This is a genomic window from Nonomuraea sp. LPB2021202275-12-8 (assembly GCF_037044575.1).
Lineage (GTDB): Bacteria > Actinomycetota > Actinomycetes > Streptosporangiales > Streptosporangiaceae > Nonomuraea.
In genome coordinates this window covers 394,572-407,554 of the sequence record NZ_JBAHWD010000005.1, presented here as the reverse complement: position 1 = coordinate 407,554, position 12,983 = coordinate 394,572, and the positions used below count along the sequence as shown (strand labels likewise).

Sequence of the window (12,983 nt, the reverse complement as noted above, 5' to 3'; positions counted from 1 at the left end):
ATCCTGCGATGCGAATCAGCTCTCGACCACGTCCAGATCTGATCAAGGTCTTTACCCCCTGCCCCAAGGGGCAAGGAAGATCACTTCCGGGATCGAAAAGCCCCTCGGATACGCGTATCCGCCTTTCGGCGTGATGGAGCCCTGGGCCAGCACCGGACTCCTCCCGAAAGGCCAGGAGCGCCAAGCAGCGTCCAAAATGTCTCCATCGCCCGAACGTGTTTCGCTGAGATCACCACAGTGATCTCAGTCACGCCGCCACCTGCCCCCCGCGTCCGTGATCGCCGGGTCGTTGTACCGTTCCGCATCAGGAGGGCGGTGAGGCTGATGGCTGCGCTACCCGGCTCGCTGTGGCGTGACCGGGACTTCGGCATCTTCTGGGGCGCACAGACGCTGTCCGTGGCCGGGGACTCGTTCGCGCTCATCGCCGTCCCCCTGCTCATCCTGAACGTGACGGGGTCCGTCGCGCAGATGGGCCTGTTGACGGGCGTGGCAGGCACGGCCGCGATAGACGCCGGCATATTCGCCGGGCTGCTCGTCGACCGGTTCGACCGGCGCAGGCTGCTCATCGCCTGCGACCTCGCGAGGCTCGTCCTGTACGCGCTGCTCCCGCTGGGCTGGATGTCCGGTCCGAAGGTCTGGCTGCTGTACGTGGTGCTGCCGCTCGCCGAGGCCGTCGGCATGCTCTTCCAGGTGACGTACGTGGCCGCGGTGCGCAACCTGGTCGGCGACGAGCGGGTCACGGAGGCCAACGGCCGGCTCTACGCGACCGCCGCCGCGGCGACGGTGCTCGGTCCGGTGCTGGCCGGGGTGATGGCGGCCAGGTTCGGCCTGACCGCCGCGATCGCCGTGAACGCCGTGAGCTTCGGGGTGTCCGCGATCGGCATCCGCCTGGTGAACCTCTCCCGCCACGCCCGCGAGCCCGCCAAGCCCGTCGTACGAGAGCGGCCGTGGCGTGAGTTGCTCGCCGGGGCCGTCTTCTTGTGGCGCCACCCGGTGCTGCGCGTGCTGACCATCCTGCTGTCGTTCTTCATCTTCTTCACCCTCGGCCTGACCGATGTCGTGATCTACCGGGTCAAGCACGACCTTGGCCGGCCCGACGCCGTCGTCGGCGTGGTTCTCGGCGTCGGCGCGGTCGGCACGATGATCGGTTCCCTCCTGGTCGCGCGCCTGCGCCGGCGCGCGGGGTTCGGGCCCGCGTGGATCAGCGCGATCGTCGTGGCGGGACTCGCGATCGTCGGCATCGGGCTCGCGGGCTCCGTATGGCAGACGGCCGCCATCATGGCCGTCTACCTCGGCTGCGTGAGCGTCGCGGGGATCTGCTCCATGTCCCTGCGCCAGCAGGTGACCCCCGACCATCTGCTCGGGCGGGTCACCTCGGCGTTCTGGACCATCCACTTCTCGCTCGGCCCCATCGGCGCGGCCGTCCTCACCTGGGGCGCCTCCCGCTTCGGCAGCGCCACGGTCTTCACGTTCGCGGGGGCCTGCTGCGTGCTGATCGCGGTGGCCGCCCTCTTCACCCCCGTACGGCAGCGTCACCCGGAAGGGGCGACGCCGATCACCACCGGGTGAACTCCGGCATCCTGGGAACATGCTCGATACCTCGGTCCGCCTGCTGCGCCTGCTCTCGCTGCTCCAGGCCCGCCCCGACTGGCCCGGAGCCGAGCTGGCCGACCGGCTCGACGTCACCACCAGGACCGTGCGCAACGACATCGAGCGGCTGCGCATCATGGGCTACGAGATCCACTCGGTCACGGGAACGGCGGGCGGTTACCGGCTCGGGGCGGGCGCGGCACTGCCGCCCCTGCTGCTCGACGACGAGGAGGCCGTCGCGGTCGCCGTCAGCCTGCACGCCGCCGCGGGCGGCACCGTGACCGGCATCGAGGAGACCTCGCTGCGGGCGCTCACCAAGCTCCAGCAGATGCTGCCGTCACGGCTGCGCCACCGCATCGAGGCGGTACGGGCCGCCACGGTGTCCGTCGCCGGGCGGGGCCCCACGGTGGACGCCGGGACCCTGACGGTGATCGCCGCCGCCATCCGCGACCACGAGGGGCTGCGCTTCGACTATCGAAACCACGACGGGACCGTGAGCACCCGCTCCGCCGAGCCGCATCGTCTCGTCTACACCGGCAGGCGCTGGTATCTGCTCGCCTGGGACAGCGACCGCGACGACTGGCGGACCTTCCGCGCCGACCGCATCACCCCCCGCACGCCGAACGGGCCCCGCTTCACCCCCCGCGAGCCTCCGGACGGCGGCGCCGCCGTCCACGTCATACGCGGGGCGGGCTCCAAGGCCTGGCCGTATCCCGCCCGGGTGCGGCTGCACGCGACACCGGAGGCGCTCGCCGAGCGGCTCCCTGCGACGGCCGGTTTGCTGACCCAGGAGGGCGAGCACACCTGCGTCCTGGAGACCGGCGGCGAGTCGTTCCACAACCTGGCCGCGTTCCTGAGCACCCTGGAGGTGCCCTTCGAGGTGCTCGATCCGCCGGAGCTGCGTGCCTTCCTGCGCGACCTCTCCCAGCGCTACGCGGCCGCCGCCCACGAACCGGCCCATGGAGGCATCCCTCAATGAGGGGGTGGGGACGAGCGATCTTGACCGCAGAGATCGGCCCAGCCGAGAAATCCGGTCGACAGGCGAGCCCGCGACGCCATTTGATGGTCCCGACCGCCCGCCGTTCGGAGGGGCCGACCGCAGGAGCCGCCTTGGCAACCGCGAGTACCGCGGATATCCGCCCCGCGATCAATGCCGCACTGGTCAGGCGCCTGGTTGACACCCAGTTCCCGCAGTGGGCCGACTCGCCCCTGGAGCTGGTCGACCCGGCCGGCTCGGACCATGTGATCTACCGGCTGGGCGAGGGGCTGTCGGTCCGGCTGCCCCGCCACGCGGGCGCCATCGGACAGGCCGAGAAGGAATCCGAGTGGCTGCCTCGGCTCGCCCCGCAGCTGCCACTGGCCATCCCGGTGCCAGTCGCCGTCGGTGAGCCCGACTTCGGCTATCCGTGGCGGTGGGCGGTGTCCCGCTGGCTGGCGGGCGAGGTGGCGACCGTCGAGGCGCTGGCCGACTCCTCCGGGGCCGCCGTCGAACTGGCGGAGTTCCTGACCGCCCTTCAGCGGTTCGCGCCCGGGGACATGCCGGCCGCGGAGGCCCGCGACGAGCTCACGGCACGGCCGCTGGCTGACCGGGACCGCGCGACGCGGGCCGCCATCGCGGACGTCGACGGCGCATTCGACGCGGCGGCCATGACCGCGTTGTGGGATGCCGCGCTGAGCGCCCCCGGCTGGGATCGCCCTCCGGTCTGGTTCCACGGCGACTTCCACACCGGCAACCTGCTGACCGTCGACGGCCACCTGAGCGCGGTCATCGACTTCGGCGGGTTCGGCATCGGCGATCCGGCGTGCGACCTGACCATCGCCTTCACCCTGATGTCCGAAGCGAGCCGGGCCGCCTTCAGGGCCGCGCTCGGCGTGGACGACGCCACCTGGACCCGGGGCCGCGGCTGGGCCTTGGCCACCGGCCTGAACGCCTACACCTCCTACGCGGCCGTCAATCCCAAGGTCGCCGCGCAGACCACGCGCCAGATCACCGAGGCCCTCATCGGTTAGGCACTGCCTGGGGGGCCAGCTCCATGAACGCCCGGCGGCAGTGCGCGAGCAGCTCCCGCAGGGCCGGGTTGTGCGTGCCCTTCCAGAGCAGGGCGAGCAGCGCGGGCGCTGTGGCGTCGTCAATGGGCAGCGCGGTGAGCCGGTCGCGGTAGCGGGCGGCCATCGAGTCGCTGAGGACGGCGACGCCGAGCCCGCGGGCCGCGAGGTCGGCGATGGCGTCGGCGGCGCTGGCCTGCAGCGCGATCACGGGCTGGAGCTGCTGTGCGGCGCAGACCTGGTCGAACACGGTGCGCAGGCCGGTGCCGGGTGGCATGCACACGATCGGGTGCGCACTCAGGTCGCGCAGGGTGACGTGCCGCCGTTTCGCCAGCGGGTGACCGGAGGGGACCGCCGCGACGAGCCGCTCGCTGATGATCGTCAGCGCGTCCAGGCCGTCGGGGGTAGCGGTCGCGGTCCCCACCAGGGCCAGGTCGATGGCGGCGGAGCGGACTCCTTCGACGAGCCGGTCGGAGTTGTCCTCCAGCAGCGAGAGCTCCACGCCGGGATGCTCCAGATGGAAGGCGGCCAGGGCGTCGAACAGGGGCGTGATGGTGCAGCCGATGACCATCCCGACGGTCAGGCGGCCCTGGATCAGGCCGGTCACCTCGCCCACCGCCTGGCCGACCGCTCCGGCGGCGGCCAGCGCGGCGCGGGCGTGCCCGAGCGCGGCCTCGCCCGCGACGGTGAGCGTGGCGGCGCGCGCCGACCGGTCGAACAGCTCGGCGCCGAGCTCGCGTTCGAGCTGGCGGATCTGGGCGCTGACGCCGGACTGGCTGATGTGCACGCGCTCGGCCGCCCGGGTGAAGTTGCGCTCCTCGGCCACGGCGACGAAGTATTCGAGCTGCCTCAGATCCATGACTGGCAATTCTAGCTTCTATCAGATCTATCTGTTGGACTTCTGATCGAGGAGCCTCCAGGCTGGACGTACCGAACTGATGAGAGGAAGCCATGTCCGAGCACGAGAAGGCCATGCGACCGGAGGACATCACCCGCCTGTTCGTCGAGCGGTCGAACGCAGGTGACGCGGCCGGAGTCGCCGCACTGTACGAGGAGGACGCCGTGCTGGCCTACCCGCCCGGCGGCCGGACGGTGGGCCGGGCGGCGATCCAGGCACTGTGGGAGAAGGTCCTGGCCAACGGGCCCCACTTCGAACAGGAGCAGCCGCTGCCGACCTTGATGAGCGGCGACATCGCCCTCACCTCGACTCCGCCGAAGGACGGCGCGGGCGCCCGCGCCCAGGTCGTCCGGCGTCAGCCTGACGGGAGCTGGCTACGCGTGCTCGACCAGCCCGAGTTCGTCCCCCCGACCGCCTGAACCGATGAGGTGCGGCCGATGAGGGCGCCGACCTGCGAGAACACGGATAAGCGTCATCTCGGCAGGGTAGGTCTTCACCGTTCCCATGCAACTTCGTTCGTCGTTCGCCGAACTTCGAACATCGAATGACGGAGTCCGTCGTGCCGGCACCCAACCTGACGACCAGCGATTTCACCGGCCGGGTGGTGATCGTGACCGGTGCGGGCTCCGGCATCGGACGCGCCGCCGCGATCGCGTTCGCCCACGCCGGGGCCCGGGTGCTGGGAGTCGGACGCCGGCCCGACGCCCTCGCCGCCACCCAGGCCGAGCATCCCGACATCGCCACGTTCGCCGCCGACGTCCGAGCAGACGGCGCGGCACAGGAGATCGTGCAGGCCGCGACCGGCCGCTGGGGACGCCTGGACATCGTGGTCAACAACGCAGGCATCGCCACGCCGATGCCGCTCGCCGAGATCACCGCCAAACGGGTCAACGACATGCTGGCCACCAACGTCACCGCCCCCAGCCTCCTGGCCGCCGCCGCGCTGGAGCACCTGCGGGTCTCGCGCGGGGCGATCGTCAACGTGTCCAGCACCTTCGGCCACCGGCCCTTGGCAGGCGGCTCGCACTACGCGGCGTCCAAGGCCGCGGTGGAGCAACTCACCCGGAGCTGGGCCCTGGAACTCGCGCCCGAGGGGATCCGGGTCAACGCCGTGGCTCCGGGCCCGACCGAGAGCGAGGCTCTGGCCGTCTCCGGCCTTCCGCAGGCCGTGATCGAGGAGATCAAGGACAACGAGGCCGCGCGCATCCCGCTCGGCCGTCGCGGCGACCCAGCCGAGGTGGCCATCTGGATCCTGCGGCTGGCCGATGCCCACACGGTCTGGCTCACCGGTCAGATCCTGACGGTCGACGGAGGCTACGAGCTCACCTGATGGCCCTCTCAGTGTCGCTCGCAGCAGGCGGCCAGTGCGGTGCTGTCGGGTGGGTGCCGTCGTCATCGCCTTCGGGGCCGGGCCCTGCTGCCGGAAACCACCCGTCCGTCAGCCGAGCGCCTGACGGGCGTGCCGCAGGAAGGCACGCTCGGCCTCGTTTCCCGTGCGCGCGATGGCCTCGTCGTAGGCCCGGGCCGCCTCGGCGGGCCGGCCCAGGCGGCGCAGCAGGTCGGCGCGGATGGCATGGAACAGGTGATAACCGTCCAGTGAGAGGCCCTCGACCAGCGAGAGCGCCGCCTGCGGCCCGTCGGTCTCGGCGACCGCCACGGCCCGGTTGAGCGCCACGACGGGGCTCGGCGCGACCGCCATGAGCTGGTCGTACAGCAGGACGACCTGTCGCCAGTCCGTCGGCGGATCGCTGTGGACGGCGTTGATCGCCGCCTGGATCTGGTACGGCCCGGGTCGGCCACGCCGCAGGCAGCGCCGTACCAGATCCTGGCCCTCGGCGATGAGCGCCCGGTCCCACGCGTCATGGTCCTGGTCGGCGAGCAGGACGAGCTCGCCGTCGGGGGAGGTGCGCGCGCCCCGGCGCGACTCCACGAGCAGCATGAGCGCGAGCAGTCCGGTGACCTCGGGCTCGTCCGGCATGAGTTCGGCCAGGAGCCGCCCCAGGCGGATCGCCTCCGCGCACAGGTCCTCGCGCACCAGCCGGTCGCCGGAGCCGGCCAGGTAGCCCTCGTTGAAGATCAGGTAGATGACGGCCAGCACCGCGTGGAGGCGGTCGGGCAGGTCGGCCTCGTGCGGGATCCGGTAGGGGATGCGGGCGTCGCGGATCTTGCCCTTGGCGCGGACCAGGCGCTGGGCCATGGTCGGCTCGGGCACGAGGAAGGCGCGGGCGATCTCCGCGGTGGTGAGGCCGCCCAGCAGGCGGAGCGTGAGGGCCACCTGGGCGGACCTGGCCAGGGCAGGGTGGCAGCAGATGAAGATCAGGCGGAGCCGGTCGTCGCGCACGGGGCCCTCCTCGGCGGGTTCGTCGCTGGCGTGCAGCAGGGCGGCCTGGGCGTGCCGGTCCTGGCGGGAGGACTCCCGGCGCAGACGGTCGATCGCCCTGTTCCGGGCGGTGGTGATGATCCAGCCCGCCGGGCTCGGTGGGGGCCCGTCGGCGGGCCAGCGCTGCACGGCGACGGCGAACGCGTCCTGGACCGCCTCCTCGGCGATGTCGATGTCGCCGAAGACGCGGACCAGGACGGCGACCGCGCGCCCGTACTCCTCGGTGAAGACGCGCTCGATCGTGGAGCGCGGGGTCATTCGTGGAACGGCCGCACCTCGACCGGGAGGGTGGTGGCGCGGGCGAGCTTGCGGCCCCAGGTGAGGGCGGCGTCGAGGTCGGGCGCCTGGATGACGGTGAATCCGCCGAGATGCTCCTTGCCCTCGGTGAACGGGCCGTCGGTCATGAGCACCTCACCCTGTCGCTGCCGCAGAACGGTGGCTGTGCCGGGCGGGTGCAGCGCGCCGGCGAAGACCCACGCGCCCGCGGCGCGGAGCTCGTCGTCGAGGGCTGCGAGGTCGCGCATCACCGGCTCCAGGACCTCGGGCGGAGGGGGATCGCCGTCGGGCTGGTAGATGCTGAGCAGATACTGCTTCATCGGTGCTCCTCCTGGTTTCTCACTCTCTAGACGAACGGCTTCCCCACGGATCGACATCCGCATTGGCCCAATTGCTTTGCAAGATATTGGAGCTTCTGCCCGGCCAAACCAGTCCCTAGTGTGGCCGTACATCGGACAGAGCGGAGCGAATGTGAGCAGACGTGGCTGGGTGCTGTTCGCGCTGATGAGCGTCATCTGGGGAATCCCGTACCTGATGATCAAGGTGGCGGTGGACGGCGTGTCCGTCCCCGTGCTGGTGTTCGCGCGGACGGCGGTGGGCGCCGCGGTGCTGCTGCCGCTGGCGCTGCGCGGCGGTGGGCTGGGGAGACTGCGGAGGCACTGGAAGCCGCTGGTCGCGTTCGCCGCCCTGGAGATCATCGTGCCGTGGTGGCTGCTGTCGGACGCGGAGCGCCATCTGACGAGTTCCATGAGCGGGCTGCTGATCGCAGCCTCGCCGATCATCGCGGTGGTGGTCGCGCGGCTGAGCGGCGGTGGTGAGCGGCTCAGCGGGACGAGGTGGGCTGGGCTGGGCGTGGGGCTCGCCGGGGTGGCGGTGCTCGCGGCGCCCGAACTGACGGGCGGGGATCCCTGGTCGATCGTCGAGGTGCTGCTGACCGCGACGTGCTACGCCATCGCGCCGCTGATCGCCGCCCGGCGGCTGAGCGACGTGCCCGCCCTGCCCATGACCGCCGCCTGTCTCACCCTGGCTGCGCTCGTCTATACCCCTGCGGCAGTCTGGACCTGGCCGCGGGCGCTGCCCAGCGGGCAGGTGCTGGCGGCGCTGGCGGGCCTCGCCCTGGTCTGCACGGCGCTGGCCTTCATCGTGTTCTTCGCGCTGATCCGGGAGGTGGGCACCTCCCGGGCGCTGGTCTTCACGTACGTGAACCCGGCGGTCGCCGTTGTGGCGGGCGTGGCCCTGCTGGGGGAGCCGCTCACCGCCTCCATCCTGGTCTCGTTCGCGCTGATCCTGGGCGGCTCGGTGCTGGCGACCATGGGCGGCGCGCCGGGCGAGCAGCCCGGTGACGCCCCCGAACCTGCCCGTACGGGTCAGGTGTAGTAGCCCTCGACCGGGACGCGCGCCTCCTCGTAGAGCGCCGGGCCCTCGCTGGGGACCTGCGGGAAGCCGCCGCTCGGCTTGAGGCCGTTGAGCTGCTCGCCGGAGAGGGCGAACACGACGCGGCCGAGGCCGGAGCGCTCGATGGCGCCCGTGCACATGTTGCACGGCTGGCAGCTGGTGTACATGGTGGTGGCGGCGGCGGTCTCGGCGTCGAGCTCGCGCGCGGCCCACCTGGCCAGCTTCAGCTCGGGGTGAGCGGTGATGTCGGAGTCGGCGAGGCTGGAGTTGCGCTCCTCGGCGACCACGCTGCCTTCCCTGCTCACCAGCAGCGAACCGAACGGCGGGTTGCCCGCCTCCCGGGCCGAGGCGGCCAGCTCGATGGCCCTGCGGAGGAAACGCTCGTCGTCCTGGTTCACAGTTGCTCCGTTCGGAATCGGCGCAGGTTGGCGGCCACAGCCGCCAGCGCCTGCCAGGTCACCTCGGGGTGGGTGGTCTCTTCGGGGTCGCCGGCGAAGGGGTCGAGGACGACGGTGTCGGCGCCGAGCAGGCGGAGCTGTTCGAGGTCGTCGACGATCTGCTCGATCGTGCCCTCGCCGGCCAGCCGGTCGGGACCGGTGACCGGCTCGGTGGTGAGTCGCAGGATGATGCGCGGCACCAGCTCCGGCACGGGGAGGCCCAGCTCGTCGGCCACGGCCTTCTGCCGGTCCAGCGCCCCGCGCAGCCAGGGCAGCGTGAAGCGGAGGGGGTGCCACGGCTCGCCGAGGCGCACCGCCCGGCGGATCCCGGCGTCGCTGTTGCCACCGATCCAGATGGGGATCCGGCCCTGGCCGTAGTCGCCCTCGTCTTCCCAGGCGGCCCGCATGGCCCTGATGTGGGCGTCGGTCAGCTTGCCGCGCTGCTCGAACGGGACGTCGAGCGCCTCGAACTCCTGCCGCGCCCAGCCGACGCCCATGCCCAGCACCAGCCGTCCCCCGCTGAGCTGGTGGAGGTTGGCGGCCATGCGGGCGACGAGCAGCGGATGACGGTAGGGGACGATCAGCACGGTGGTGCCGAGCCGGACCCGTTCGGTGATCCCCGCCAGCCAGGCCAGCGTGGTGAACGGCTCGTAGAACGGCGCCGGATATTGCTCCGCGACGTCCGGTGTCACCACCAGATGGTCGGAGAGCAGGAGCAGGTCATAGCCGAGCCCCTCGACGACCTGCGCCCAGCGCTGCAGAGTGCTGGGATCGGTGCCTGGCCCGAAGTTTGGAACGTTCACCCCGACATGCATCGTCAAAGGGTACGGGATCATCCCCCGCGCATCGACGCGAGGGTCTCCCGCAGGCTCAGCCCGTGGGGGACCGTGCGCGAGTGAAGCCGGGTGCGCCGGGCCGGTCAGTCGCCCAGTTCGTCGCTCCTGTCACGGAGGAGCCCCGCGCGGGCCCGGATGGCGGCTGCCCCGGCGCCCTCCTCCTTCGAGATGACGTTGCCCTCGTAGGTGACGCCCTCGGGGACGGCGTCGCTGCCCATCGGGTCGGCGTCGAAGAAGTTGCCCCGGTAGACGACGTTCTCCAGCGGCGGGGAGACCTGCAGGACCGCGGTGCTGTCCGCGCGTACGACCACGTTCTCCTCGACCGTCACCCAGGCCGCGCCGTAGTCGGTGTAGAGCCCGAAGTTGTACGGAGTCCGCGTGTCCTCGATGACGTTGCCCCTGATCACCGCGCCGTTGTCGTGCGTGTCGCCCTGCGGGTGGGACAGGTAGACGCCGCCGCCGTCGGCCAGCACGCTCATCGTGCCGGCGGTGTGGTTGCGCAGGATGCGGGTGCCCTGGCCGGGACCGGCCACGATGCCGCAGTGCGGGACCTCGCTGACGTGGTTGTGGGCGACGGTGCAGTCCTGGGTGTGCAGGAGGGCGATGCCGGGGGAGCCGGAGTAGTCCAGGCCGATGTGCCGGACCCGGTTGTCCTCGATCAGGGTGTCCCTGCTGCCGGTGACCGCGATGGCGGAGGCGGACAGGGCGTCGAAGTCACACCCTCGCACCGTGAGGTCCGAGCCGCCGATGAGTCCCAGGCCGGTCGCGCCCAGCCTGGTGAAGCGGCAGCCCTCGAACCGCACGCCGGTGGCGTTCTCGAGCACCACGCCGGCGGGGATCGTCTTCGACTCCGACGGCACGGTCACCCATGCCTGGCCTTCGACCACCACGACCTTGTCGACCGGGCCGCCGTCGTAGAAGCCGCTGCCGTGGTAGTGCAGGAACCCCTCCTTCCGGCTCGGGCGCAGCCAGGTGGCGTCGGCGAAGGTCAGGCCCTGGAAGGTGACGTCGCGGGTGCCGGTGGCGCGCAGCAGCGTCTCCAGGGCGGGGGCCACCACCCGGGTGCGCTCGGGATGCTCGCCCGGGCGGGGGAGGTAGCGCAGGAGGTGGTGGCCGGGGCGCGAGCGGTCCAGGACGAAGGTGCCCGGCTCGGTGAGGAAGGCGGCGTCGTTCTCGATCCGGGTCGGCAGGCCGGGGCCGGCCTGGACCTGACCTTCCCAGGCGGAGTTGTAGAGGTCCACGGCCCAGTCGAACGCGGGCCGCGCCATCGTGATCACGGTCGAGCCGCCCTCGGCGTCGACGGACGACACTCCGCAGCGGGCCTCGGTCCACGGGTAGATGCCCCTGTAGACGAACTCGACGTCGGCCGGGCTGCGCCAGTCCAGCGGGGCCGCACTGTCCGTGACGTAACCCGTGACGGTTCTCGCCGCCTCGCCGGGAAGGGCATCGATGCCGGCGCGTTCGGCCCGGCGACCGTCGACGTCGAGCTGGCGGGTGTCCAGGTCGCCGACGTCGGCCACCCAGACGCCGTCCTCCTCGCGCCACCCGCTGACAGCCCGGCCGCCGGACACGACAACCTGTTCCTGCTCTCCGGTGCCGTACCCGAAGGCCTGATAGACGATCCGCCGGCCCTCACCACCGGAGTCCTCCTCGGTCAGCTCGAACGGCGCGGTCAGCGCGTGGGTGCCCGCCCTGAGGCGGACGACCACCTCGCCGCCCGCCTCACGGGCCGCGCGGCGGGCACGCTCCAGGGTGGCGAAGGGGCGCTCCGGCGTGCCGGAGGCGGAGTCGTCTCCCGCGGGAGCGACATCAATCTGGATCACGATCGGCGTTCCTTTCGTAGTTTATGCCGTACACAGGTGTATACCATAAACGAGGAGGAATGACATGGCGAGAGGCAAGGCAGGCGACCCCGATCACAGGGTGGAGCTCCTGTGGCGGGACGGCGACCCCGACCCCAAGCGGGGGCTGAGCCTGGAGAGGATCGTGCGGGCGGCGGTGGAGGTGGCGGACGCCGAAGGCCTGTCAGGGCTGTCGATGCGGAAGGTCGCCGAGCGGCTCGGCTTCACCACGATGTCGCTGTATCGCCACGTCCCGGGCCGTGACCAGCTCGTCGACCTCATGAGCGACGCGGTGATGGCGGAGCTCCCCGTGCCCGAAGGAGCGGGCGGCTGGCGGGCGCGGCTTGAGGAGTGCGCGCGACAGGGCTGGGAGCTGCACCGCAGGCATCCCTGGCTCGCGGAGAGACGCGGCACCCGTCAGGTGCCCGGCCCCAACGGCGTGGCGCGCTACGAGCACATGCTGAGCACGGTCGCCGGCACCCGCCTCACCGCCGCCGAGACGATCGCCTCGATCGGCCTGGTCGGCCGGTTCGTGGAGGCGGAGGCGGTGCGCCTGGTCGAGATCGCGCAGGCCGAGCGGAGCAGCGGGGTGAGCGAGGAGGAGTGGTGGGGCTCGCGCGACTCCCTCTACGCCGAGCTGGACCGTTACCCGGTCCTGACCTCCCTCTGGGAGAGCGGCGGCTACGACGACCCGGAGGACCCCTTCGAGTTCGGCCTCGCCCGCATCCTCGACGGCATCGAACTCCTCGTCCAGCGACGTGACGAAAGTCGTGATGAAACGTCGACCTGCCGGATCTGCGGCAACCCCGTCGAGCAGTCGGCCACCGGCCGCCCACGCGCTTACTGCTCGCGGGCGTGCCAGCAGCGTGCCTACAGGGCCAGGAAAGGATCAGCCGGTGAGCCCGACCGCGACCTCGGACCGAACGGCCGAGGCGGGGCGCGATCCGAGAACGCCTGAAAGGGCGGCGGACGGCCAGGATCCTGGACCGGCGTTGATCTCATCCGGTCGGCAGCCGTCCGTCGCCGGCGAGGACTTGCTCTGGTCAGTCGTTCATGGACTGGGCGAGAGAGCGAGGGCGCAGGTCGGTCCAGTGTCTCTCGATGTAGTCCAGGCAGGCGGCGCGGGTGTTCTCGGGGAACACGATTTCCCAGCCGGCGGGGAGCTCGGCGAAAGAAGGCCACAAGGAGTGCTGGTTCTCGGCGTTGACCAGGACCAGGAAACGGCCGTCGGCGTCGTCGAACGGGTTGGTGGTCATGCTCGGTCCCTCCCGGGGTCCGACGGGG

At 71.5% G+C, this 12,983-nt stretch carries 14 protein-coding genes; 7 read left to right on the top strand and 7 right to left on the bottom strand.

What is annotated here, in order from left to right:
• Window positions 1–324: 324 nt before the first annotated feature.
• From V5E28_RS12850 to V5E28_RS12840, 3 genes are all read left to right on the top strand, one after another.
• Window positions 325–1,569, top strand: a complete 1,245-nt coding sequence (locus tag V5E28_RS12850) for an MFS transporter (protein ID WP_336207045.1) — start codon at window positions 325–327, stop codon at window positions 1,567–1,569.
• Window positions 1,570–1,588: 19 nt separating this feature from the next.
• The gene (locus V5E28_RS12845; protein WP_336207044.1) at window positions 1,589–2,569 is read left to right on the top strand and encodes a helix-turn-helix transcriptional regulator; all 981 of its coding nucleotides are present in this window, start codon (window positions 1,589–1,591) and stop codon (window positions 2,567–2,569) included.
• A gap of 131 nt (window positions 2,570–2,700) precedes the next feature.
• Window positions 2,701–3,600 carry an aminoglycoside phosphotransferase family protein gene (locus tag V5E28_RS12840; RefSeq protein WP_336207043.1) on the top strand — a complete coding sequence of 300 codons (900 nt, stop codon included), beginning with the start codon at window positions 2,701–2,703 and terminating at the stop codon, window positions 3,598–3,600.
• On the opposite strand, the gene V5E28_RS12835 is transcribed toward V5E28_RS12840, so the two are convergent.
• Window positions 3,590–4,495, bottom strand: a complete 906-nt coding sequence (locus V5E28_RS12835; protein ID WP_336207042.1) for a LysR family transcriptional regulator — start codon at window positions 4,493–4,495, stop codon at window positions 3,590–3,592. The two genes, V5E28_RS12840 and V5E28_RS12835, sit on opposite strands and share 11 nt — an antisense overlap.
• A 92-nt stretch (window positions 4,496–4,587) precedes the next feature.
• Between V5E28_RS12835 and V5E28_RS12830 the strand changes: the two genes are divergently transcribed.
• Together V5E28_RS12830 and V5E28_RS12825 are read left to right on the top strand one after the other, a co-directional pair.
• A complete protein-coding gene (locus tag V5E28_RS12830; RefSeq protein ID WP_336207041.1) occupies window positions 4,588–4,953 on the top strand; it encodes a YybH family protein in 366 nt (121 codons plus the stop codon).
• A 140-nt stretch (window positions 4,954–5,093) separates the two neighbouring features.
• Window positions 5,094–5,864 (top strand): SDR family NAD(P)-dependent oxidoreductase, encoded by a 771-nt coding sequence (locus tag V5E28_RS12825; RefSeq protein WP_336207040.1) that lies wholly within the window; start codon window positions 5,094–5,096, stop codon window positions 5,862–5,864.
• A gap of 108 nt (window positions 5,865–5,972) precedes the next feature.
• Here V5E28_RS12825 and V5E28_RS12820 read toward each other — a convergent pair whose 3' ends face one another.
• Window positions 5,973–7,172: an RNA polymerase sigma factor gene (locus tag V5E28_RS12820; protein ID WP_336207039.1), complete on the bottom strand. Its 1,200-nt coding sequence runs from the start codon at window positions 7,170–7,172 to the stop codon at window positions 5,973–5,975.
• Window positions 7,169–7,510, bottom strand: a complete 342-nt coding sequence (locus tag V5E28_RS12815) for a YciI family protein (RefSeq protein ID WP_336207038.1) — start codon at window positions 7,508–7,510, stop codon at window positions 7,169–7,171. The genes V5E28_RS12820 and V5E28_RS12815 overlap by 4 nt, the downstream gene beginning before the upstream one ends.
• Window positions 7,511–7,661: 151 nt before the next feature.
• Here V5E28_RS12815 and V5E28_RS12810 point away from each other — a divergent pair, with 151 nt between their 5' ends.
• Complete coding sequence (locus tag V5E28_RS12810) at window positions 7,662–8,567, top strand: DMT family transporter (protein WP_336207037.1); 906 nt, start codon at window positions 7,662–7,664, stop codon at window positions 8,565–8,567.
• On the opposite strand, the gene V5E28_RS12805 is transcribed toward V5E28_RS12810, so the two are convergent.
• The 3 genes from V5E28_RS12805 to V5E28_RS12795 form a co-directional block, all read right to left on the bottom strand.
• Complete coding sequence (locus V5E28_RS12805) at window positions 8,558–8,983, bottom strand: nucleoside deaminase (RefSeq protein ID WP_336207036.1); 426 nt, start codon at window positions 8,981–8,983, stop codon at window positions 8,558–8,560. The genes V5E28_RS12810 and V5E28_RS12805 overlap by 10 nt on opposite strands.
• Complete coding sequence (locus tag V5E28_RS12800; protein WP_336207035.1) at window positions 8,980–9,837, bottom strand: LLM class flavin-dependent oxidoreductase; 858 nt, start codon at window positions 9,835–9,837, stop codon at window positions 8,980–8,982. The genes V5E28_RS12805 and V5E28_RS12800 overlap by 4 nt, the downstream gene beginning before the upstream one ends.
• Window positions 9,838–9,941: 104 nt before the next feature.
• Window positions 9,942–11,681: a right-handed parallel beta-helix repeat-containing protein gene (locus tag V5E28_RS12795; protein WP_336207034.1), complete on the bottom strand. Its 1,740-nt coding sequence runs from the start codon at window positions 11,679–11,681 to the stop codon at window positions 9,942–9,944.
• A 64-nt stretch (window positions 11,682–11,745) separates the two neighbouring features.
• On the opposite strand from V5E28_RS12795, the gene V5E28_RS12790 reads away from it, so the two are divergent.
• On the top strand, window positions 11,746–12,657 hold the full coding sequence (locus V5E28_RS12790; protein ID WP_336207033.1) for a TetR/AcrR family transcriptional regulator: 912 nt from the start codon (window positions 11,746–11,748) through the stop codon (window positions 12,655–12,657).
• Between the two features lie 85 nt (window positions 12,658–12,742).
• On the opposite strand, the gene V5E28_RS12785 is transcribed toward V5E28_RS12790, so the two are convergent.
• Window positions 12,743–12,955, bottom strand: coding sequence for an MbtH family protein (locus tag V5E28_RS12785; protein WP_336207032.1), 213 nt, complete (start codon window positions 12,953–12,955; stop codon window positions 12,743–12,745).
• Window positions 12,956–12,983 lie beyond the last annotated feature (28 nt).

Excerpts from the sequence above, each read along its gene's own strand:
- V5E28_RS12850 (WP_336207045.1), top strand. The coding sequence starts at position 325 with ATGGCTGCGCTACCCGGCTCGCTGTGGCGTGACCGGGACTTCGGCATC.
- V5E28_RS12845 (WP_336207044.1), top strand. The coding sequence starts at position 1,589 with ATGCTCGATACCTCGGTCCGCCTGCTGCGCCTGCTCTCGCTGCTCCAG.
- V5E28_RS12835 (WP_336207042.1), bottom strand. The coding sequence starts at position 4,495 with ATGGATCTGAGGCAGCTCGAATACTTCGTCGCCGTGGCCGAGGAGCGC.
- V5E28_RS12830 (WP_336207041.1), top strand. The coding sequence starts at position 4,588 with ATGTCCGAGCACGAGAAGGCCATGCGACCGGAGGACATCACCCGCCTG.
- V5E28_RS12820 (WP_336207039.1), bottom strand. The coding sequence starts at position 7,172 with ATGACCCCGCGCTCCACGATCGAGCGCGTCTTCACCGAGGAGTACGGG.
- V5E28_RS12815 (WP_336207038.1), bottom strand. The coding sequence starts at position 7,510 with ATGAAGCAGTATCTGCTCAGCATCTACCAGCCCGACGGCGATCCCCCT.
- V5E28_RS12800 (WP_336207035.1), bottom strand. The coding sequence starts at position 9,837 with ATGCATGTCGGGGTGAACGTTCCAAACTTCGGGCCAGGCACCGATCCC.
- V5E28_RS12790 (WP_336207033.1), top strand. The coding sequence starts at position 11,746 with ATGGCGAGAGGCAAGGCAGGCGACCCCGATCACAGGGTGGAGCTCCTG.
- V5E28_RS12785 (WP_336207032.1), bottom strand. The coding sequence starts at position 12,955 with ATGACCACCAACCCGTTCGACGACGCCGACGGCCGTTTCCTGGTCCTG.